The 17,905-nt window shown below is 69.1% G+C and carries 21 protein-coding genes; 8 read left to right on the top strand and 13 right to left on the bottom strand.

Annotation, left to right across the window (positions count from 1 at the left end):
• Positions 1–65: 65 nt before the first annotated feature.
• Both AACZ75_RS03030 and AACZ75_RS03025 read right to left on the bottom strand, forming a co-directional pair.
• Positions 66–1,601 (bottom strand): HAMP domain-containing sensor histidine kinase, encoded by a 1,536-nt coding sequence (locus AACZ75_RS03030; RefSeq protein WP_339871165.1) that lies wholly within the window; start codon positions 1,599–1,601, stop codon positions 66–68.
• Positions 1,598–2,314: a response regulator gene (locus AACZ75_RS03025; protein ID WP_339871164.1), complete on the bottom strand. Its 717-nt coding sequence runs from the start codon at positions 2,312–2,314 to the stop codon at positions 1,598–1,600. The genes AACZ75_RS03030 and AACZ75_RS03025 overlap by 4 nt, the downstream gene beginning before the upstream one ends.
• Before the next feature lie 122 nt (positions 2,315–2,436).
• Here AACZ75_RS03025 and AACZ75_RS03020 point away from each other — a divergent pair, with 122 nt between their 5' ends.
• Positions 2,437–3,156: an EF-hand domain-containing protein gene (locus AACZ75_RS03020; protein WP_339871163.1), complete on the top strand. Its 720-nt coding sequence runs from the start codon at positions 2,437–2,439 to the stop codon at positions 3,154–3,156.
• Positions 3,157–3,274: 118 nt separating this feature from the next.
• On the top strand, positions 3,275–4,507 hold the full coding sequence (locus AACZ75_RS03015) for a S41 family peptidase (protein ID WP_339871162.1): 1,233 nt from the start codon (positions 3,275–3,277) through the stop codon (positions 4,505–4,507).
• On the opposite strand, the gene purT is transcribed toward AACZ75_RS03015, so the two are convergent.
• Genes purT through tkt form a run of 3 tightly spaced genes read right to left on the bottom strand, consistent with a single transcriptional unit; the run spans position 4,497 to position 8,045 of the window.
• A complete protein-coding gene (purT, locus tag AACZ75_RS03010) occupies positions 4,497–5,693 on the bottom strand; it encodes a formate-dependent phosphoribosylglycinamide formyltransferase (protein ID WP_339871161.1) in 1,197 nt (398 codons plus the stop codon). The genes AACZ75_RS03015 and purT overlap by 11 nt on opposite strands.
• 3 nt (positions 5,694–5,696) lie before the next feature.
• A complete protein-coding gene (locus AACZ75_RS03005; RefSeq protein WP_339871160.1) occupies positions 5,697–6,092 on the bottom strand; it encodes a VOC family protein in 396 nt (131 codons plus the stop codon).
• 3 nt (positions 6,093–6,095) lie between these two features.
• Positions 6,096–8,045 carry a transketolase gene (tkt, locus tag AACZ75_RS03000; RefSeq protein WP_339871442.1) on the bottom strand — a complete coding sequence of 650 codons (1,950 nt, stop codon included), beginning with the start codon at positions 8,043–8,045 and terminating at the stop codon, positions 6,096–6,098.
• A 141-nt stretch (positions 8,046–8,186) separates the two neighbouring features.
• Between tkt and AACZ75_RS02995 the strand changes: the two genes are divergently transcribed.
• The 4 genes from AACZ75_RS02995 (at position 8,187) to AACZ75_RS02980 (ending at position 10,451) form a co-directional block, all read left to right on the top strand.
• Positions 8,187–8,456, top strand: a complete 270-nt coding sequence (locus AACZ75_RS02995) for a hypothetical protein (RefSeq protein ID WP_339871159.1) — start codon at positions 8,187–8,189, stop codon at positions 8,454–8,456.
• The gene (locus AACZ75_RS02990) at positions 8,456–8,782 is read left to right on the top strand and encodes a cell division protein ZapA (RefSeq protein ID WP_339871157.1); all 327 of its coding nucleotides are present in this window, start codon (positions 8,456–8,458) and stop codon (positions 8,780–8,782) included. The genes AACZ75_RS02995 and AACZ75_RS02990 overlap by 1 nt, the downstream gene beginning before the upstream one ends.
• Positions 8,783–9,057: 275 nt before the next feature.
• Positions 9,058–9,624 carry a 5-formyltetrahydrofolate cyclo-ligase gene (locus AACZ75_RS02985; protein WP_339871156.1) on the top strand — a complete coding sequence of 189 codons (567 nt, stop codon included), beginning with the start codon at positions 9,058–9,060 and terminating at the stop codon, positions 9,622–9,624.
• 2 nt (positions 9,625–9,626) lie between these two features.
• Positions 9,627–10,451 carry a TIGR00282 family metallophosphoesterase gene (locus AACZ75_RS02980; RefSeq protein ID WP_339871155.1) on the top strand — a complete coding sequence of 275 codons (825 nt, stop codon included), beginning with the start codon at positions 9,627–9,629 and terminating at the stop codon, positions 10,449–10,451.
• A 9-nt stretch (positions 10,452–10,460) separates the two neighbouring features.
• Here the strand turns inward: AACZ75_RS02980 and AACZ75_RS02975 are convergent, their stop codons facing one another.
• Genes AACZ75_RS02975 through AACZ75_RS02965 form a run of 3 tightly spaced genes read right to left on the bottom strand, consistent with a single transcriptional unit; the run spans position 10,461 to position 13,852 of the window.
• Positions 10,461–10,808, bottom strand: coding sequence for a DUF305 domain-containing protein (locus AACZ75_RS02975; protein WP_339871154.1), 348 nt, complete (start codon positions 10,806–10,808; stop codon positions 10,461–10,463).
• 3 nt (positions 10,809–10,811) lie between these two features.
• The gene (gene purL / locus AACZ75_RS02970; RefSeq protein ID WP_339871153.1) at positions 10,812–13,010 is read right to left on the bottom strand and encodes a phosphoribosylformylglycinamidine synthase subunit PurL; all 2,199 of its coding nucleotides are present in this window, start codon (positions 13,008–13,010) and stop codon (positions 10,812–10,814) included.
• A gap of 11 nt (positions 13,011–13,021) precedes the next feature.
• Positions 13,022–13,852, bottom strand: a complete 831-nt coding sequence (locus AACZ75_RS02965) for a hypothetical protein (protein WP_339871151.1) — start codon at positions 13,850–13,852, stop codon at positions 13,022–13,024.
• Positions 13,853–13,991: 139 nt separating this feature from the next.
• On the opposite strand from AACZ75_RS02965, the gene AACZ75_RS02960 reads away from it, so the two are divergent.
• Positions 13,992–14,180: a hypothetical protein gene (locus AACZ75_RS02960; protein ID WP_339871150.1), complete on the top strand. Its 189-nt coding sequence runs from the start codon at positions 13,992–13,994 to the stop codon at positions 14,178–14,180.
• Between the two features lie 4 nt (positions 14,181–14,184).
• Here the strand turns inward: AACZ75_RS02960 and purQ are convergent, their stop codons facing one another.
• Together purQ and AACZ75_RS02950 are read right to left on the bottom strand one after the other, a co-directional pair.
• Positions 14,185–14,847: a phosphoribosylformylglycinamidine synthase subunit PurQ gene (gene purQ / locus AACZ75_RS02955; RefSeq protein ID WP_339871149.1), complete on the bottom strand. Its 663-nt coding sequence runs from the start codon at positions 14,845–14,847 to the stop codon at positions 14,185–14,187.
• Between the two features lie 46 nt (positions 14,848–14,893).
• A complete protein-coding gene (locus AACZ75_RS02950) occupies positions 14,894–15,373 on the bottom strand; it encodes a YbhB/YbcL family Raf kinase inhibitor-like protein (RefSeq protein WP_339871148.1) in 480 nt (159 codons plus the stop codon).
• Between the two features lie 100 nt (positions 15,374–15,473).
• Between AACZ75_RS02950 and AACZ75_RS02945 the strand changes: the two genes are divergently transcribed.
• On the top strand, positions 15,474–16,634 hold the full coding sequence (locus tag AACZ75_RS02945; RefSeq protein WP_339871147.1) for a cyclopropane-fatty-acyl-phospholipid synthase family protein: 1,161 nt from the start codon (positions 15,474–15,476) through the stop codon (positions 16,632–16,634).
• A 54-nt stretch (positions 16,635–16,688) separates the two neighbouring features.
• Here the strand turns inward: AACZ75_RS02945 and AACZ75_RS02940 are convergent, their stop codons facing one another.
• From AACZ75_RS02940 to purC, 3 genes are read right to left on the bottom strand one after another with little or no spacing between them, the layout of a single operon-like run.
• Positions 16,689–16,841 (bottom strand): hypothetical protein, encoded by a 153-nt coding sequence (locus AACZ75_RS02940; RefSeq protein ID WP_339871146.1) that lies wholly within the window; start codon positions 16,839–16,841, stop codon positions 16,689–16,691.
• Positions 16,838–17,074, bottom strand: a complete 237-nt coding sequence (gene purS, locus AACZ75_RS02935; RefSeq protein WP_339871144.1) for a phosphoribosylformylglycinamidine synthase subunit PurS — start codon at positions 17,072–17,074, stop codon at positions 16,838–16,840. The genes AACZ75_RS02940 and purS overlap by 4 nt, the downstream gene beginning before the upstream one ends.
• Positions 17,074–17,832 (bottom strand): phosphoribosylaminoimidazolesuccinocarboxamide synthase, encoded by a 759-nt coding sequence (purC, locus tag AACZ75_RS02930; RefSeq protein ID WP_339871143.1) that lies wholly within the window; start codon positions 17,830–17,832, stop codon positions 17,074–17,076. Before purC ends, purS begins: the two co-directional genes overlap by 1 nt.
• Positions 17,833–17,905 lie beyond the last annotated feature (73 nt).

Below are 17,905 nucleotides of genomic sequence, written 5' to 3'. Positions count from 1 at the left end.
ATGGAACCGACGCGCGCGCGGATCAACCCCGGGGCGCATAACAAGGGGTGATGGAGTGTAACGCCTCAGGCCAGCGGCAGGGTCAGCCGGGCCGTCAGGCCGCCGCCCGGGCGGGTTTCCAGCACCACATCGCCACCGTGCGCCCGCGCCGCCTGGCGGGCGACGCTGAGGCCCAGACCGGCCCCGCCGGTCTCGCGGCTGCGCGAGCGTTCGCCGCGATAGAAGGGCTCGAATACGGCCTCGAGCTCGGACTCGGCCAGGCCGGGTCCGTCATCCTCGACCGTGAGGACGGCCGTTCCGTCGGCCGCCGCGGCGTGGACGCGGGCCCCGCCCCCGAACTTCACGGCATTGGCGATCAGATTGGCCAGGGCCCGGCGCAGGGCGGCGGGATCAGCCACGACCGGCACGGGCGGCTCGCCGCTGAAGGTGACGCTTGCGCCGGTTTCGCTGAAGCCGGTGGCGCAATCCGCGGCCAGTTCGGCCAGGTCGAAGGGTTCGCTGCGGTCCGGCGTCGCCTCGCCGCGCACATAGGCCATGGCGGTGGCGATCAGGGCGTCCATCTCCTCGATATCGGCGGCCATGCGGTCGCGGACGCTGTCCGGAGCCTGTTCGGCGCGGAAGCGCAACCGCGTCAGGGGCGTACGCAGGTCATGGGCGATGGCGGCGACGGTCTGGCTGCGACGGCGCATATGGTCGCGCAGGGCCGCCTGCATGTCGTTGAAGGCGTGGATGGCGGTGCGCACCTCGGTCGGGCCCGAGGCGACCATGGGCGCGGCGTCGGGATTGGCCCCCAGCCGTTCGGCCGCCTCGGCGAAGACCCGAATCGGCCGGGTCAGCCGCCGGGCCATGACCCAGACCAGCGGGGCGAGCAGCAGCAGGGAAATGCCGAGGGCAATCAGGATGCGCACCTGCCACGGCGACAACAGGCCGTGCGGCGGGGTCACCGAGGCCCAGCGGCCGTCGGGCAGCCGCAGGGCGGCACTGAACGGGGCGAAGGTCAATTTGTCGGTGACCACCGTGAACTGGTGCGTCGTGGTGTCGATGGTGATGGCCTCGCCTCCGGCCGGGGCCACGCGGCGCATGTGCACCTCGGCCCGGACCTCGCGGCCGGGGCGTGCTGCGTCAACGGTCTCGCCGGGGCCGGGCCGGGGTGTCCAGTGCGCAGGGGGCCCGTCGCCGAGCGCAGGGGGCTGCCCTCCGGGGCGGACGAAGACGAACTCCGTGCGCCGGTCCTGCGATCGGGGCGGCGGCGGTTGGCGTTCGGGGCCCGGGCCGTGGCTGACCGTGACCCGCAGGGCCTCGGGCTCCACCTGCAGGCGCTGCGCCAGCCCGGCGCTGATGGCCAGGGCCAGGGGCTCGCGCGGGTCCCCGGCCAGGGCCGGGGCCCGGTCCGACAGGTGGCGCTTCAGCGCGCGGCCGTCGGAGGTCTCGGCCGGACGACCCTGCAGGGCCTCGGCCGCGGCCTCGATGCTGAAGCCGGCCGGGCGCGGCTCCGGGGCCAGCAGGACCACGCCGAAGGCCACGGCCTGGGACATGACCACGGCCAGGGTCGCCAGTGCCGCCACCTGAATCAAAACCGGGAAGGAGGCGGGCGATCTCATCGGCGTTCGACCCTGGCGTCGAACATGTAGCCCGCGCCACGCAGGGTCTGGATCAGCTCCAGGCGCGAGCCGTCATCCAGCTTGCGCCGCAGCCGGCTGATCTGCACATCCATGGCCCGGTCGAACACATCGGAATCCGCGCCGCGCGCCCGTTCCAGCAGCTGGTCCCGGGTCAGGACCCGGCCCGGGCTGTCGACGAAGGCCCGCAGCAGGGCGAATTCGCCGGCCGACAGCGGGACGATCCCGCCGTCCGGGCGGGTCAGTTCACGCCGCATCAGATCCAGCCGCCAGCCGGCGAAGGCCAGGACGGTGGTGTCGCCGGCGCTGTCCTCGCGGGGACGACGCAGGACGGCGCGGATGCGGGCCAGCAGTTCGCGGGGATTGCACGGCTTGGCCAGATAGTCGTCGGCCCCCAGCTCGAGGCCGATGATCCGGTCGGTGTCGTCGCCCATGGCCGACAGCATGATGATCGGGGGCCCCCTGTCGGCCAGGCGGCGACAGACGGACAGGCCGTCCTCACCGGGCATCATCAGATCCAGCACGATCAGGTCCGGGGGACGCGTGGCCACGGCCCGGTCCATCTCGGCGGCGGTCGCCGCGCCGCTGGCCTCATAGCCGTGCTGGCCCAGATAGTCGCACAGCACCTCGCGAATGCCGGGATCGTCGTCAACGACCAGAATACGGGGGGTGGAGGGCGGCGTCATTGCGGTCATAGTGACCGGGTCCGGCGTCGGCGTCATTTCAGGACTGAAACAATTCTCTCCGGCCCTGAAACATGACGGCAAGGGCGGCGTGGTCCAAAAGGGACCCTAGCTTCACAGCAGAGAGATGCGCCATGCTGACCCTATTGAACCTCGCCGCCGTCCTGACCCTGCAGACTCCCCCGGCCCCGCCCCCCCCGCCGCAGATGCGCACCGAGACCCGGGTGATGGTCATGGGCGATCATGACGGCCCGGGCGGACTGGACAAGGATGGCGACGGCCTGCTGACCCGCGAGGAATTCGCAGGACCGATGAATGACGCCTTCGCCCGGATGGACAAGGACGGCAATGGCCGTCTGTCGCCGGAAGAGCTTCGCGCCGGACACGGTCCGGGCGGCCCGGGCGGGGAACATGAAATGATGATCTTCCGCGCCGGGCCCGGGGGCGCGGAAGGCGGTCCGATGCGGCACCGGATGGAGATGCGTCGGGGCGGCCCCGACGGCGCGCCGGGTGAGCGGAATGAAGAGCGTATCGTGATCGTCGCCGGCGGCGAACCGGGGGCACACGGCGGTGAGCGTAACGTCTTTGTTCACCGTACCGGCCCCGGGAATGGCCCGATGACCTGGCACGACGCCGGCGACGGTGCCCGGATCGAGATCGAGCGCAGCAACGCCGATGACCTCGACACCGACGGTGACGGCAGGATTTCCGAGGCCGAATTCCTGGCCCCGATGCGGGCGGCCTTCGCCCGGATGGATGCGGACGGCTCCGGGGCCATCGAGGCTTCGGAAAAGGGCGGTGAGCACCAGGTCCGGGTCATCACCCGCCATCGCGAGGGCCCCGGCGGCAACTAGGCCCTCCCGGTCCTTATCCGACGATCGGACAGCATCGGCGGCGGCTGCATCCTCAAGGGTTCATGGCGGACAGATTGGCGCTCGACAGGGCGCGTGGGGTGGCCCTAGGGTTGCTGTCATGTCTGTCATATCGCCCTTGCGTTGTGTGGTCGTCGCCATGGTCCTGGGGGCGGCCGCCGGGTGCCAGTCCCTGCCCCACAGCAACCCGGACCGGTTGCCGACCGTCGTTTCGGTGGTCGATGGCTCGACCGATCGCGCGGGCCTGAATGCACGCGTCCATGACGCTGTTATCGCCAAGGTCGCGGCCAGCTTTTACCGACCGGACTATGGCGGCATCGACTGGGTCGGCGAGGCGGCCTCACGTCGGGCCGCAACCGTCGCCCAGCCGGACGAGGCGGGATTCTATCACGCGCTCAACGAAACGCTGGCTCTGCTGAACGATTCGCATACCTCTGCGCTCCAACCTGCCACGAACCTGCGCAGAACCACCGCCCGGGTCCAGGCGGTGCCCGGCTTCGGCTTTACGATGACCCATCTGGACGACAACTGGATCGTGACGCGGGTTCGTGAGGCTGGTCCGGCGGCACTTGGCGGCGTCCAGGTGGGTTGGCGCGTGGATGCCCTGGATGGTCGGCCGTTCGAACCGGGAACCCTTTACGGATCGGCGACAACTCTGATTCGCTTCGCCGACGCGGACGACGGCGTCCACGAGGTCGCCCTGACCCCGACGCTTCTCGGTCGGGAGTTGGGTCGGGTCGATCGCCGTCCGGACGGGGTGCTGGTGATCGCCTTCCGTGAGTTCGATCGCGCCACGCGCGACTGGCTCGGCGAAACCCTGAAGCGCGAATTGCTCAATCCGCCGCGCGCCGTGGTCATTGACCTGCGTGGCAATATCGGTGGCCTCGACCGGGAAGTGGGTCTGATGCTGTCGCCGTTTTTCGGCGAGCGCCGGCTGATCGGCATCAAGAATTTTCGCTGGCTGCCGGATCGCCATCTCTGGACGCGGCGTCAGGCGCTGCGGTTTGAGGGGCCGCTCGCGGTCCTGACCTCACCGGAGTCGGCCAGCGGCGCAGAGATTTTTGCCGCGGCCATTCAGGAGTCCGGGCGCGGCAGCATCGTCGGCCGGACGACCGCCGGGGCCGTGGTCGGCTCCCTGTTGTATGATCTGCCGGATGGCGGCAGCCTCAGCGTGGGCGTGGTCGGCTACCGCACCGGGGCCGGAAACCTTCTCGAGCAGGTGGGCGTCGTGCCGGACATTCCGGTGACCGCCTCCCTGGCCGAATTGCGTGCAGGCCGTGATCCGGCGCTGGAGGCCGCCGTCCGGGCCATCCTGCCGGACGTCAGCCCCTGACCACCCGAACCTTGCCCGCCGCCTCGCGCGCCCGTTCGCGCGCCTGGTCCACCGTCTGGCCACGCGCCGTGGCCACGCCCATGCGGCGGGTGACATAGCTCTCGGGCTTGCCGAACAGGCGCAGGTCGGCGGTCGGCACCGACAGGGCCTCGGCCACGCCCTCGAAGGCGATGCCGGTGGCGTCCATGCCACCGTAGATGACGGCGCTGGCCCCGATATCGCGCTGGCTGACGTCGACCGGCAGGCCGAGGATGGCGCGGGCGTGCAGGGCGAATTCGCTCATCGACTGGGTCGCCAGCGTCACCAGCCCGGTATCGTGCGGGCGCGGCGACACCTCCGAGAACCAGACCTGGTCGCCCTTGACGAACAGCTCGACGCCGAAAACGCCGAGGCCGCCCAGCGCCTCCGTCACCTTGCCGGCAATGTCCTGCGCGGCAGTGAGCGCGGCCGGCGTCATCGCCTGGGGCTGCCAGCTTTCGACATAGTCACCCTTGACCTGGCGGTGGCCGATCGGGGCGCAGAAGTCGGTGACCACGGCCCCGTCGCGCATCGACCGTACGGTCAGCAGGGTGATCTCATAGTCGAAATCGATCCGGCCCTCGACGATGATCCGGGTCGTCTCGACCCGGCCGCCTGACTGGGCCCAGGCCCAGGCGTTGCCGGCGTCCTCCAGCGCCTCGATGAAGGACTGGCCCTTGCCCGAGGACGACATCACCGGCTTGACGAAGACCGGCAGGCCGATGCTGTGCGCGGCCTCGGCCAGTTCGGCGGCGGAGCCGGCGAAGGCATAGGGGCTGGTCGGCAGGCCCAGATCCTCGGCGGCCAGACAGCGGATGCCCTCGCGGTTCATGGTCAGCTGGGTGGCCCGCGCCGTGGGGATGACCACGGCATGGCCCGCCGCCTCGATCTCGGCCAGTACGTCCGTGGCGATGGCCTCGATCTCGGGCACGATGATGTGCGGCATCTCGGCGGCGATGACCCCGGCCAGCACATGCGGATCGGTCATCGGGATCACATGGCTGCGATGCGCCACCTGCATGGCCGGCGCATTGGCATAGCGGTCGACGGCGATGACCTCCGCTCCCAGTCGCTGCAGCTCGATGGCCAGTTCCTTGCCCAGTTCCCCGGCCCCCAGCAGCATCACGCGGGTGGCGGAGTCGGACAGGGGGGTGCCGATACGGGTCATGGGTCAGTCCTCGTTGCGGGCCGGTTCGATCAGGTCCCAGGCGTTGCCGTACAGATCCTCGAACACCACCACCTTGCCATAGGCTTCGTGTCGCGGGGTTTCGCGAAAGTGGACACCGGCCGCCGACCAGGCCGCATGATCGCGCAGCAGGTCGTCGGTCTCGAGAAACAGCCAGACCCGACCGCCGGCCTGGTCGCCGACGCGGGCGATCTGGTCCGGCGTGGCGGCCCGGGCCAGCAGCAGCGACGTCTGCCCGCCCTTTGGCGTGACCCGTACCCAGCGCTTGCCGCCGCCCATGTCGGTGTCCTCGCTGAGCGTGAAGCCCAGCGTGCCGACATAGAAGGCGATGGCGGCGTCATAGTCGCGGACCAGTACGGAGACGGCCCCCAGATGCGCCACGGTCTAGAGCCGCGCCTGAACCGCCGCGACCACCGCCTCGGTGGTGATGCCGAACTTCTCGTACAGCACCTCGGCCGGGGCCGAGGCCCCGAACGACGACATGCCGATGAAGACCCCGTCCTCGCCGATGAACCGCTCCCAGCCCTGTTTGATGCCGGCCTCGACGGCGACACGAACCGTGCCGCGACCGATGACCCAGGCCTGGTAGGCGGCGTCCTGCTGTTCGAACAGCTCGAAACAGGGCACCGAGACGACCCGGGTCGGGGTGCCTTGGGCCTCCAGGGTGTCGGCGGCCGCCAGGGCAAGGGCCAGTTCTGTGCCGGTGCCGAACAGGGTCACCCTGGCCTCGCTCGACGCAGCCCTGATCTCATAGGCCCCGCGACCCGACAGGTTTTCCGACGCGGCGACGGTGCGCACCGCCGGGGTCTTCTGGCGCGACAGGGCCAGGGCCGAAGGTGCCCCCTTGTGTTCCAGCGCCAGACGCCAGCACTCCATCGCCTCGACGGTGTCGGCCGGGCGGAACACCAGCAGGTTGGGAATGGCACGCAGGGCGGCCAGATGCTCGACCGGCTGGTGGGTCGGGCCGTCCTCGCCCAGACCGATGGAGTCATGGGTCAGCACATGCACCACCCGGATGCCCATCAGGGCGGCCAGGCGGATGGCGGGGCGGCTGTAGTCAGAGAACACCATGAAGGTGCCGCCGTAGGGGATGACCCCGCCGTGCAGGGCCATGCCGTTCATGGCCGAGGCCATGCCGTGCTCGCGGATGCCCCAGTTGACGTAGCGCCCGTCATAGGTCGGCGCGTCGAGGATGGCCGTGCCCTTGACGAAGGTGTTGTTGGAGCCGGTCAGATCGGCCGAACCGCCGATCAGTTCGGGGATGGCCCCGAACAGCTGGTCCAGCGCCGCGCCGGACGACTGGCGCGTGGCCTGGGCCGGTTTGCTGTCGACCAGTCCGGCGATGGCGGTTTCCAGCGCATCGAAGGCCCCGGCGGGCAGATCGCCGGCCATGGCCCGGGTGAATTCGCTGCCATGGGCCGATCCGGCGAGGCGGGCCGCCCAGGCCTTGCGGTGTTTGGCCCCCTGCTTGCCGACCTTGAGCCAGGCCTTGCTGATCGCCTCCGGCAGCTCGAACGGGGCGGCGGTCCAGTCCAGGGCCTTGCGGGTGGCCTCGATCTCGGTGGCCCCCAGGGCGGACCCGTGGGTCTTGTGACTGCCTTCCATCGTGGCCGCGCCCCGCCCGATCCTGGTCTTGCAGGCGATCAGGGTCGGCTTCGACTGTTTCGTCGCCCAGGCGAGGGCCTTCCGGATCGCGCCCATGTCGTGGCCGTCGATGGTCTTGACGGCCCAGCCGCTGGCCTTGAAGCGCGCCTGCTGGTCGGTCGTGTCCGACAGGGCCACGGCCCCGTCGATGGTGATGGCGTTGTCGTCCCACAGCACCGTCAGCTTGTTCAGCTTGTAACGGCCAGCCAGGGCGATCGCTTCCTGTGACACCCCCTCCATCAGACAGCCGTCGCCGGCGATGACCCAGGTCCGGTGGTCGACGAGATCATCGCCGAAGCGCGCGGCCATGTGGCGCTCGGCCATGGCGAAGCCGACCGAATTGGCCAGACCCTGGCCCAGCGGACCGGTGGTGGTCTCGACTCCGGGCAGGTGGCCGTATTCAGGGTGACCGGCCGTCCTCGACCCCCACTGGCGGAAATTCTCCAGCTCGGTCCGGGTTGCGGCCTTGTAGCCGGTCAGGTGCAACAGGCTGTAGATCAGCATCGAGCCGTGACCCGCCGACAGGATGAACCGGTCGCGGTCGGCCCAGTCGGGCTGGCTTGCATCGAACTTCAGAAATTTGGAAAACAGGACCGTGGCCACGTCGGCCATGCCCATCGGCATGCCGGGGTGACCGCTCCTGGCCTTCTCGACCCCGTCCATGGCCAGGACGCGGATGGCGTCGGCCATCTGCTTGTGGGACGCCTTTTCGGGTGCGGGGGAGGAATTGCTCACGGCGCTGACCTTTCGGCGAGTCGAGGGAAATGGAGGCGGGACGCTTTACCGCGACGCGCTGGCGGGTTCTATACGAATTCTGGAGGAAGCGACTCGATGGCTGATGCCACCACCACCGCCAAGGACCGGATCGACCGCGCGCTCGCGACGCTGGAGCGCAAGGTGCTGGAGCTGAAGGCCCGCCCGGCGACCGCCCCGGCGGTCGGTGACGACGACCTGTTCGCCCCGCGCGCCGGCCGGCCCGAGGATGCCGAACGCATCGCCGCGCTGGAGTCCGCCGGTCGCGACGCGGCCGGGGCCCTGGCCCTCGCCGCCGACGCGGTGCGCGATATTCTGGATCAGCAATCACGGGACGGGCAGGGCTGATGGCCACGGTCACGGTCGAGATCAACGGACGCCCCTATGCCGTGGGCTGCGCCGACGGCCAGGAGGACCGGGTGCGCATCCTCGGCAAGCAGTTCGACACCAGCGTACGCCAGGTGGCCGGCGATGTCGGCCATGTCGGCGATGTCCGCCTGTTCCTGATGGCGGCGCTGATGCTGGCGGACGAGCTGCACGAGGCCCGGCTGGCCCTGCAGAACAGCCCGGTCACGGCGACTCCGGCCCCGGCGGCAGCCCCCGCTGGCGACGGCGTGGCCGAAGCGCTGAACGCCGTCGCTGCCCGGATCGAGAAGATCACCCAGGGTCTGTGAAGACCGGCCATTGTCGGGACACAGGCGAACGCCTATGTTCCGCCCCGGCGGGTCTTGCTGCGGCCCTCGTCGAAGGCAACATTCCTCGCGACCTTAATTCACTCAAAGGGATCTGTCCCTGTCCGGGCTCGAGGGCCTGGGCATATGGAGCCCACCTGGCTACCCAGGTCTGAGAGGATTTCAACGCTCTTCACGGTTCTTGCGGCGCCGCCAACCCATCCTCCCGAGTGCGCTCCCGTTCGCCGCGCGGCAGCCCAATGTTCGAGCGGGCCTTCATGACGGACAAGCACGAACTTCGCGCCCGCATGCGGGCCCAGCGCAAACATCTGGCGGCGCTGGACCCCGGGGCCGCCCATAGCGTGGCCGGGTACGCCGGTGATCTTCCCGGCGACGTGATTCACGCCGTCTACTGTCCGATCGGCTCGGAGCTCGATCCCACACCCCTGGCGCAGCGGCTGGCCCATGACGGCCATGAACTGTGCCTGCCGGTCGTCATCGCGCTGGACGAGCCGATGATTTTCCGTCGCTGGTCGCCGGGCGATCCGCTGGAGCCGGACGCGGCAGGCGTGCCCGCGCCGCTGCCTCTGGCCGAAACCCTTGTACCCGACCTGATCCTGACCCCCCTGCTGGCCTTCGACGCCACGGGGGGGCGTCTGGGGCAGGGCGGCGGCCACTACGACCGCACCTTCGCCGCCCTGCCGGACGCCACCCGCATCGGCCTGGCCTATGACGGTCAGCGGGTCGGCCTGCTGGCGCTGGAGCCCCACGATGTCCGCCTGCATGGCGTTCTGACCGAGGTCGGCTATACCCCCGCCCGTGGCCCCTCCGGCCGGGAAGTCTGAATATGCGTCTGGCGTTTTTTGGTGATGTGGTCGGCAAGTCCGGCCGCGACGGCCTCTCTGACCACCTGCCCGCCCTGAAGCGGGAGCTGAAGCTCGACTTCGTCGTGGTCAATGCCGAGAACGCCGCCGGCGGCTTCGGCATCACCGAGAATACGGCCAAGGAACTGTTCATGGCCGGGGCCGACTGCCTGACCCTGGGCAACCACAGCTGGGACCAGCGCGAGGCCCTGACCTATATCGTGCGCGAGCCGCGGATGATCCGCCCGGCCAACTATCCGCGCCTGATGGACGCCCCGGGGGCCGGAGCCAATCTGTTCGAGACCCCCGGCGGCAAGACCGTGCTGGTCATGAATGTGCTGGGCCGCATCCACATGGACCCGATGGACTGCCCGTTCGGGGCGGTGGAACGTGAACTGGCCGCCTGCCCCATGGGACTGGCCGCTGACGCCGTGATCGTCGACATGCACTGCGAGGCGACCAGCGAGAAGATGGCCATGGGCCATTTCTGCGACGGCCGCGCCAGCCTGGTGGTCGGCACCCACACCCATGTGCCGACCGCCGACTGCCAGATCCTGCCCGGCGGCACCGCCTACCAGACCGACGCCGGCGGCTGCTGCGACTATGACAGCGTCATCGGCAACGAAAAGGAAGAGCCGCTGCGGCGCTTCACCACCCGCCTGTCCGGCGGGCGCTACACCCCGGCCTCGGGTCCGGCCACGATCTGCGGCGTCTATGTCGAGACCGACGACAAGACCGGCCTGGCCATCCGGGTCGAGCCGATCCGGGTCGGTGGACGTCTCAGCCAGGCGATTCCGGTCGTCGCCTGACGGCGGGTGTCAGTCCGTCGCCGGTGTCCACGCCTGCATCTCGGCGATCTCGCGTGCCTGCCGGTCCCTGATGGCCTTCGCCATGCGGCGGATTTCCGGATCGGACGCCTGCGCCAGCGCACTGTCGGCCATGGTCATGCCTGCGCGGTGCTGCTCGATCATCCTGTCCATCAGGGCCTGATCGCCCGGCGTGGCGGCGGGACGACCGGTCGCCGCGACCGCGCCGTCCGGGACCGCCGCCGCCTGGTGGGCGGCTGAGGCTTCCCGCACGGCCTGTTGCACGGGGTCGCCCCCGCCCTCACAGGCCCCCAGGGCGACCACACCGGCGAGCAGCAGGCCGCGGCTGCGCAGTGGCATGGCTCAGCCCTCGATCCAGTTGGGCATCCAGCCCTCATGGATCTCGCGCAGATGGGCCAGCGGGATGCTGAACAGGTCGGTCGAGGCGAAGGCGTCGCCGCCCGCGTGACCGACGACCGAGGCATGTACCCCGGCCTCACGCGCGGCCGCGATGATGGCGTCCGGATCGGGCACGGCCACCAGATAGCGGGCCTGGTCCTCGCCGAACAGGAAGATGTGGGCGTGGGTGGTGCTGGTCGCGTCCAGGGTCACCCCGATGTCCGAGGCCAGCGCCAGGTCTGCCGCGGCCCCGATCAGCCCGCCGTCGGACAGGTCGTGGACGCAGGTCAGGCCCCCGGCCTCGATCAGGCCGCGCACGAAGTCGCCGGTCTTGCGTTCCAGTGCCAGGTCGACCGGCGGCGGCGCGCCGTCCTCGCGGCCCAGCACCTCGCGCAGATAGAGCGAGGCCCCCAGTTCGCCGACGGTCTCGCCGATCAGCACCAGGGTCTCGCCCTCGGTCATGCCGCCGAAACCGGTGACCACGTCATAGTTGGTCAGCAGGCCGACCGCCCCGACCGTCGGGGTCGGCGGGATCGCGGCACCATTGGTCTCGTTGTAGAGGCTGACGTTGCCGCTCACGACCGGGAAGTCCAGCACGCGGCAGGCCTCGGCCATGCCGTCGATGGCGCGGACGATCTGGCCCATGATCTCGGGCCGTTGCGGATTGCCGAAATTGAGGTTGTCGGTAATGGCGATGGGCAGGCTGCCGACGGCGGTCAGGTTGCGCCAGGCTTCGGCCACCGCCTGTTTGCCGCCCTCATAGGGATCGTTCTGCACATAGCGGGGCGTGCAGTCGCTGGTCACGGCCAGACCCTTGTCGGTGCCGTGCACCCGCACCACGCCGGCGTCGGCCCCGGTGGCGGAGTCCTGCAGGGTGTCGGCCATCACATGGCGGTCGTACTGCTCCCAGATCCAGCGTTTGGACGCCATGTCCGGGCAGGCGATGACCTTGAGCACGGCGTCCTGCCAGTCGGCGGGGGCGGGCACGTCGGCCGGGGCCAGCCGCGGGTGCAATTCGGGCTGGACCCAGGGACGCTCGTACAGTGGGGCGTCGTCGAACAGCGGGGCCAGCGGCACGTCGCAGACCACCTTGCCGTGGTGGTTCAGCACCAGCCGGCCGGTGTCGGTGGTCTTGCCGATGACGGCGGCGTCGAGGCCCCATTTCTCGAAGATGCGGTGGCCATCGGCCTCGCGGCCCGGCTTCAGCACCGCCAGCATCCGCTCCTGGCTCTCCGACAACATCATCTCATAGGCGGTCATGCCCTCCTCGCGCTGGGGCACCCTGTCCATGTTCAGCTCGACGCCGACGCCGCCCTTGCCGGCCATCTCGACCGAGGAACTGGTCAGGCCCGCGGCCCCCATGTCCTGGATGGCGGCCACCGCGCCCGAGGCCATCAGCTCCAGCGTCGCCTCGATCAGCAGTTTTTCGGCGAACGGGTCGCCGACCTGGACCGTCGGGCGTTTGTCGTCGGAATCCTCATCGAACTCGGCGCTGGCCATGGTCGCGCCATGGATGCCGTCGCGGCCGGTCTTGGAGCCGAAATAGACCACCGACATGCCCGCGCCCGGCGCGGCCGAATAGAAGATGCTGTCGGCCCTGGCCACGCCGACGCACATCGCGTTGACCAGGATGTTGCCGTTGTAGCCGCGATGGAAATTGGTCTCGCCGCCGATCGTCGGCACGCCGACACAGTTGCCGTAGCCGCCAATGCCCGAGACCACGCCCTTGACCAGTCGTTTGGTCTTCTCGTGGCTGGGGTCGCCGAAGCGCAGGGCGTTGAGCAGGGCCACCGGTCGTGCGCCCATGGTGAAGACGTCACGCATGATGCCGCCGACGCCGGTCGCCGCGCCCTGGTAGGGTTCGATGTAGGACGGGTGGTTGTGGCTCTCCATCTTGAAGATGCAGGCGTCGCCGTCATCGATGTCGATGACCCCGGCGTTCTCGCCCGGCCCGCAGATGACCCGCGGACCGGTGGTGGGGAATTTGCCCAGATGCACCTTCGACGACTTGTACGAGCAGTGCTCGCTCCACATCACCGAGAACACGCCCAGTTCGACGTCATTGGGCTCGCGCCCCAGACGGTCGAGGACGACCTGGTATTCGGCGGGGGACAGGCCGTATTCGGCGGCCAGTTCGGCGGTGGTCTTTTGCGGAGCGCTCATGGAGCGCGCTTCTAGCGACTCGGGGCCGATGTGTCAGCCTTCACGTCGTCGGGCGTGGCCCGATCGCGGGGGGTCAGGCGGAACACCAGGATGACGGCCCCGACCACGACGGCAATTGCGGCCGCCAGGGCGGTAAAGGCCAGCACGGGGTTGCCGGGCTGTTCGGCGGAAAACACCCCGATCAGGCCCCAGGCCACGGGCAGGGCGAAGGCCGGCGTGCGCAGGCGGGCCGTCACGCCCAGGGCGACCACGGCGACGATGGCCACCGCCAGCAGCGCCCAGGCCGTCGGCGGCAGGGCTGCGGGCAGGTCGCCGTTGCCGGTCAGAACCGTCAGCAGATTGACTGGTGCGGCGATGCTGAGCCAGCCGGCCAGCAGCGCCAGCGGCCAGACCGTCATCCAGCGGTCGGGGTCGCCGCGCGGCAGGGCGCGAATCGCGGCGGCCCCGGCCAGCAATGGAATCAGCAGCACCAGCAGCGCCCCGAAGATCAGCACGATGGTGGCGATCTCCCAGTCGAAGGCTGCGGCCACGATCCACCAGCCGATGGCCAGAAGCGCGGCGACTGACGGCCAGCCCAGGGCCTTCAGCAGCGGCGATTCGGCGGTCGCGGGCAGGGCCTGTCGCACCGCATAGACCAGCAGCCACGCATAGATGACGCCCCAGATGGCGAAGGCGAATCCGGCCACCCGAAGGGTCGCGTCACTGTCGGCGGCGAACTCGGCCGGACTCTGGCCCCAGCCCATCAGGACCTGGGTCTGGCCGATGATCACGGCGAACAGGGCACCGGCCAGAACGAGCCACCGGCGCGTGGTGTTGGCCGACAGGGGGGCGGTGGCGGTCACGCTCATCTCCGGAGACGGTACGGGTTCGGAGGAGGTACGCATGGAAACGGCAAAGGTTTCAATGGCAGCGCTCGGCGACCCGGATGCGGAACCCGGGGTCCCGCAGGCGGTTACCGGTCCACACCCCGGAGAACCGACCATGAGTGATCAAAAACCCGTATTCGAGACCGACGAGGTCGCCGCCAGCCGCGGGCGCGAGCAGGGCTTGGGCATCGGTGCCCGCGAACTGGCCGCCCAGCGCGATCCCGGCGATGTCCAGTCACGCGACGACGAGGATGTGCACGTCGAACCCGATGATGAGGCGCTGAAGACCTCCGACGACGCCTGACGGATCAGGCGGCGTCCATCACGCTGCGGAACAGGATGGCCCCGTCAGCCGAGCCCAGCTCGGCCTCGAAGGCGCGGTCGGGGTGCGGCATCATCCCCAGCACATTGCCGCGCGCGTTCTGGATGCCGGCGATGTCGGCGAGCGAACCGTTGGGATTGTCGACATAGCGGAACACGACCTGCCCCTCGCCCTCGATCCGGGCCAGGGTCTCGGCGTCGGCGAAGAAATTGCCGTCGCCATTGCCCTGGGTCATCACCACCTCGCGCTGGCCCTGATAGCCGGCGGTGAACCGGGTCTGGCCGTTGGTCACCGTCAGGCTGACCGGTTTGCACACATATTTCAGACCGGCGTTGCGCAGCAGCGCCCCCGGCAGCATGCCGGCCTCGCACAGGATCTGGAAACCGTTGCAGATGCCCAGAACGGCCACGCCGTCGTCGGCGGCCTTCTTCACCGCCTGCATCACCGGCGACAGGGCGGCCATGGCTCCGCAACGCAGATAGTCGCCATAGGAAAAGCCGCCCGGCAGGACGATCAGGTCCAGACCGTCGGGCAGGGTGGTGTCCTGGTGCCAGACCATCTCGACCTGTTCGCCGGTCGAGCGTTCGATCGCGACCTTGCAGTCGCGGTCACAGTTGGAACCCGGGAAGACGATGACAGCTGCGCTCATGGCGCGGCCGTTTAGCAGGCTTCGACGGCCTTGTCAGGGCCGGGTGTCAGCCGGGGCCGGTGTTCTCGTAGGTCGCCGTGATCGACGCCTTCGCCAGCGTATGGAAATGCAGGTTGAAGCCGAACACCGCGCCCGAATTCTCCGGGGTCACGTCCAGCTGCGGCACGTCGACGGCGAACACCGTGAAGATATAGCGGTGCGGGCCGTGGCCCGGCGGCGGGGCGGCCCCGCCGAAGCCGGGCGTGCCGAAATCGGTGCGCCCCTCGACCGCGCCCCGGGGCAGGCCGGCGGCCGAGGCGTCCTCCAGCAGTTCGGTCACGTCCGCAGGGATATTGGCCACGGTCCAGTGCCAGAAACCCGATCCGGTCGGCGCATCGGGATCGAAACAGGTGATGGCGAAGCTCCGGGTGCCGTCGGGCGCGCCGGTCCAGCGCAGGTGGGGCGAGACATTGCCCTTCGCCTGCACCTGGGCGTCGGGCAGGGTATCGCCGTCGCGAAAACCGTTGGAGGTCAGGGTGAAGGTCATGCCGGGCTCCGGGCTGGCCGCGCCGAACCGCGATCGGGTCCCGGCTTGCGGCGCGAGATTACAAGTCTAGGTTAGGGCCAGCGACAGAGGACGCAAGCCCATGCTCAAGGCGTTGGCGGATCGGGTATTCACTTCGCGCGCGGTGCACATCCGTGTGGCGCGGTCGGGCTTCACGGCGGGGCCGGGGGCGCCCGAGATGACGGTCGATCTGGCCGATGCCGCCACCGCCCTGGCCATCGCCGTCAATCCCGAGCTGGCGGTCGGTGATGCCTATATGGACGGACGGCTGACCCTGGAAGGCGGCGACATCTACGACTTTCTGCGGCTGGTGGCCTCGCAGATGGCGATCCGGCCGATGCGGCGGGGTCTGCTGTGGCGCTGGAAGCGGCGGCTGGCCCAGACCAACGACCGGTTGCGGGCCCGGCGCAACGTGCGTCACCACTATGACCTGACGCTGGAATTCTACCGGCTCTTCCTTGACGATGACCTGCAATACTCGTGCGCGCTGTTCGAGACGCCCGACGCCACCCTGGAGCAGGCCCAGGCCGCCAAGAAGCGGCGGCTGATCGACAAATTGATCCTGCGGCAGGACCAGAGGGTGCTCGACATCGGCTGCGGCTGGGGCGGGCTGGGGTTGTCGCTGGCCCGGGCCGGCGGCCGGGTCACCGGCGTGACCCTGTCGACCGAACAGCACGCGACCGCCCGCGCCCGCGCGACCGAATCAGGCCTGGCCGACCGGACCGACTTCCGCCTGCAGGACTATCGCGATCTGGACGGGACCTTCGACCGCATCATTTCGGTCGGCATGTTCGAACACGTCGGCCTGCCCCACTATCAGACCTATTTCGACGCGGTGGCGCGGCTGTTGACCGAGGACGGGGTGGCGGTGATCCACGCCATAGGCCGCCGCAAACCCCCCAGCCGGACCCAGCCGTGGATCGCCCGGCACATCTTTCCCGGCGGCTATATCCCGTCCCTGTCCGAGGTGTTCCCGGCGATCGAGCGTGCGGGCCTGTGGGTCACGGACGTGGAAGTCCTGCGTCTGCATTATGCCGAGACCCTCCGGCATTGGCGCGAACGCTTCCTGGCCCGGCGGGCGGAGGCCGCCGCCCTGTATGACGAGCGCTTCTGCCGGATGTGGGAATTCTATCTCGCGGCCAGCGAGGTCGGCTTCCGTGATCTGGGCCATATGGTGTTCCAGATCCAGCTGTCGAAACGGCAGGACGCGGTGCCGCTGACGCGGGCCTATCTGTGCGACTGAGACCCCGGTCGGGCCGGTCGGGCCGGTCCGGGCGGATCGGAGCGGTCGGCGGGGTCAGCGCGCCGCCGGATCCACCGGCGTCGCGGGGGGCTGTGACCCGGCGGTGAAGGTGTCGCTGTCCATCAGGCCGCCGGCGAGGGCCGCGGCGAAGATCAGCACGCCGATCAGCACAAAGGCCGCGATCGAGAACCGGAGCAGCCGCTTCACGCGATTTCGATGCGGTAGCTTTCGATCACGGTGTTGGCCAGCAGGGTGTCGCACATCCGCTTCACCTCGGCCTCGGCGTCGGCCGCGTCCGCCAGGTCGAATTCGATCAGCTTGCCGACCCGGGCGTTCGTCACACCGGCCCAGCCGAGCCCGTGCAGCGCCCCCTCGACCGCCTTGCCCTGAACGTCCAGCACGCCGGGCTTGAGGAACACGTGAACCTTGACCTTCGCCATCAGTGCAGTCCTCCCTGAATCACGGTGGGCATATCCTTCATGATGCCCAGCCGTTTGGCCACTTCGGTATAGCTTTCGATGACATTGCCCAGGTCGCGGCGGAAGCGGTCCTTGTCCAGCTTCTCGCCGGTCGCCGTGTCCCACAGGCGGCACGAGTCGGGGCTGATCTCGTCGGCCAGGATGACCCGGGCGAAATCATTCTCCCAGACGCGCCCGAACTCGATCTTGAAGTCGATCAGGGTGATGCCGACGGCACCGAACATGCCCGACAGATAGTCGTTGACCCGCACGGTCATGGCCAGGATGTCGTCCAACTCCTGGGTCGTGGCCCAGTTGAAGGCGGTGATGTGCTCCTCGGTGACCATCGGGTCGTTGAGCTCATCCTTCTTGTAGTAGAATTCGATGATCGAGCGGGGCAGGGGCGTGCCCTCCTCGATGCCGAGACGCTGGCTCATCGAACCGGCCACGATATTGCGGCACACGACCTCCAGCGGAATGATCTCGACCTCGCGGATCAGCTGCTCGCGCAGGTTCAGACGCTTGATGAAATGGTTGGTGACACCGATGCCGTTCAGCCGGCTCATGACGAACTCGCTGATGCGGTTGTTGATGACGCCCTTGCCCTCGAGCTGGGCCTTTTTCTCGCCGTTGAAGGCGGTGGCGTCGTCCTTGAAATACTGGATCAGCGTGCCGGGCTCGGGCCCCTCGTAGAGGATCTTGGCCTTGCCCTCGTAGATTTTTTTGCGCTTGGAATTCATGGTCGTGTCCCGGCGGGGAAGGGATAAAAACCTGTCCGGAAACAAAAATCGCGCGGCCAGAACCTCGGTCTGG

The organism is uncultured Brevundimonas sp. (assembly GCF_963975535.1).
GTDB lineage: Bacteria > Pseudomonadota > Alphaproteobacteria > Caulobacterales > Caulobacteraceae > Brevundimonas.
This window is presented reverse-complemented; position numbering and strand designations above follow the sequence as displayed.

What these genes read in the sequence shown, in the direction of transcription:
- AACZ75_RS03030 (WP_339871165.1), bottom strand. Translation starts at nt 1,601, where the DNA reads ATGAGATCGCCCGCCTCCTTCCCGGTTTTGATTCAGGTGGCGGCACTG.
- AACZ75_RS03025 (WP_339871164.1), bottom strand. Translation starts at nt 2,314, where the DNA reads ATGACCGCAATGACGCCGCCCTCCACCCCCCGTATTCTGGTCGTTGAC.
- AACZ75_RS03020 (WP_339871163.1), top strand. Translation starts at nt 2,437, where the DNA reads ATGCTGACCCTATTGAACCTCGCCGCCGTCCTGACCCTGCAGACTCCC.
- AACZ75_RS03015 (WP_339871162.1), top strand. Translation starts at nt 3,275, where the DNA reads ATGTCTGTCATATCGCCCTTGCGTTGTGTGGTCGTCGCCATGGTCCTG.
- purT (WP_339871161.1), bottom strand. Translation starts at nt 5,693, where the DNA reads ATGACCCGTATCGGCACCCCCCTGTCCGACTCCGCCACCCGCGTGATG.
- tkt (WP_339871442.1), bottom strand. Translation starts at nt 8,045, where the DNA reads ATGGCCGACGCCATCCGCGTCCTGGCCATGGACGGGGTCGAGAAGGCC.
- AACZ75_RS02995 (WP_339871159.1), top strand. Translation starts at nt 8,187, where the DNA reads ATGGCTGATGCCACCACCACCGCCAAGGACCGGATCGACCGCGCGCTC.
- AACZ75_RS02990 (WP_339871157.1), top strand. Translation starts at nt 8,456, where the DNA reads ATGGCCACGGTCACGGTCGAGATCAACGGACGCCCCTATGCCGTGGGC.
- AACZ75_RS02985 (WP_339871156.1), top strand. Translation starts at nt 9,058, where the DNA reads ATGACGGACAAGCACGAACTTCGCGCCCGCATGCGGGCCCAGCGCAAA.
- AACZ75_RS02980 (WP_339871155.1), top strand. Translation starts at nt 9,627, where the DNA reads ATGCGTCTGGCGTTTTTTGGTGATGTGGTCGGCAAGTCCGGCCGCGAC.
- AACZ75_RS02975 (WP_339871154.1), bottom strand. Translation starts at nt 10,808, where the DNA reads ATGCCACTGCGCAGCCGCGGCCTGCTGCTCGCCGGTGTGGTCGCCCTG.
- purL (WP_339871153.1), bottom strand. Translation starts at nt 13,010, where the DNA reads ATGAGCGCTCCGCAAAAGACCACCGCCGAACTGGCCGCCGAATACGGC.
- AACZ75_RS02960 (WP_339871150.1), top strand. Translation starts at nt 13,992, where the DNA reads ATGAGTGATCAAAAACCCGTATTCGAGACCGACGAGGTCGCCGCCAGC.
- purQ (WP_339871149.1), bottom strand. Translation starts at nt 14,847, where the DNA reads ATGAGCGCAGCTGTCATCGTCTTCCCGGGTTCCAACTGTGACCGCGAC.
- AACZ75_RS02950 (WP_339871148.1), bottom strand. Translation starts at nt 15,373, where the DNA reads ATGACCTTCACCCTGACCTCCAACGGTTTTCGCGACGGCGATACCCTG.
- AACZ75_RS02945 (WP_339871147.1), top strand. Translation starts at nt 15,474, where the DNA reads ATGCTCAAGGCGTTGGCGGATCGGGTATTCACTTCGCGCGCGGTGCAC.
- purS (WP_339871144.1), bottom strand. Translation starts at nt 17,074, where the DNA reads ATGGCGAAGGTCAAGGTTCACGTGTTCCTCAAGCCCGGCGTGCTGGAC.
- purC (WP_339871143.1), bottom strand. Translation starts at nt 17,832, where the DNA reads ATGAATTCCAAGCGCAAAAAAATCTACGAGGGCAAGGCCAAGATCCTC.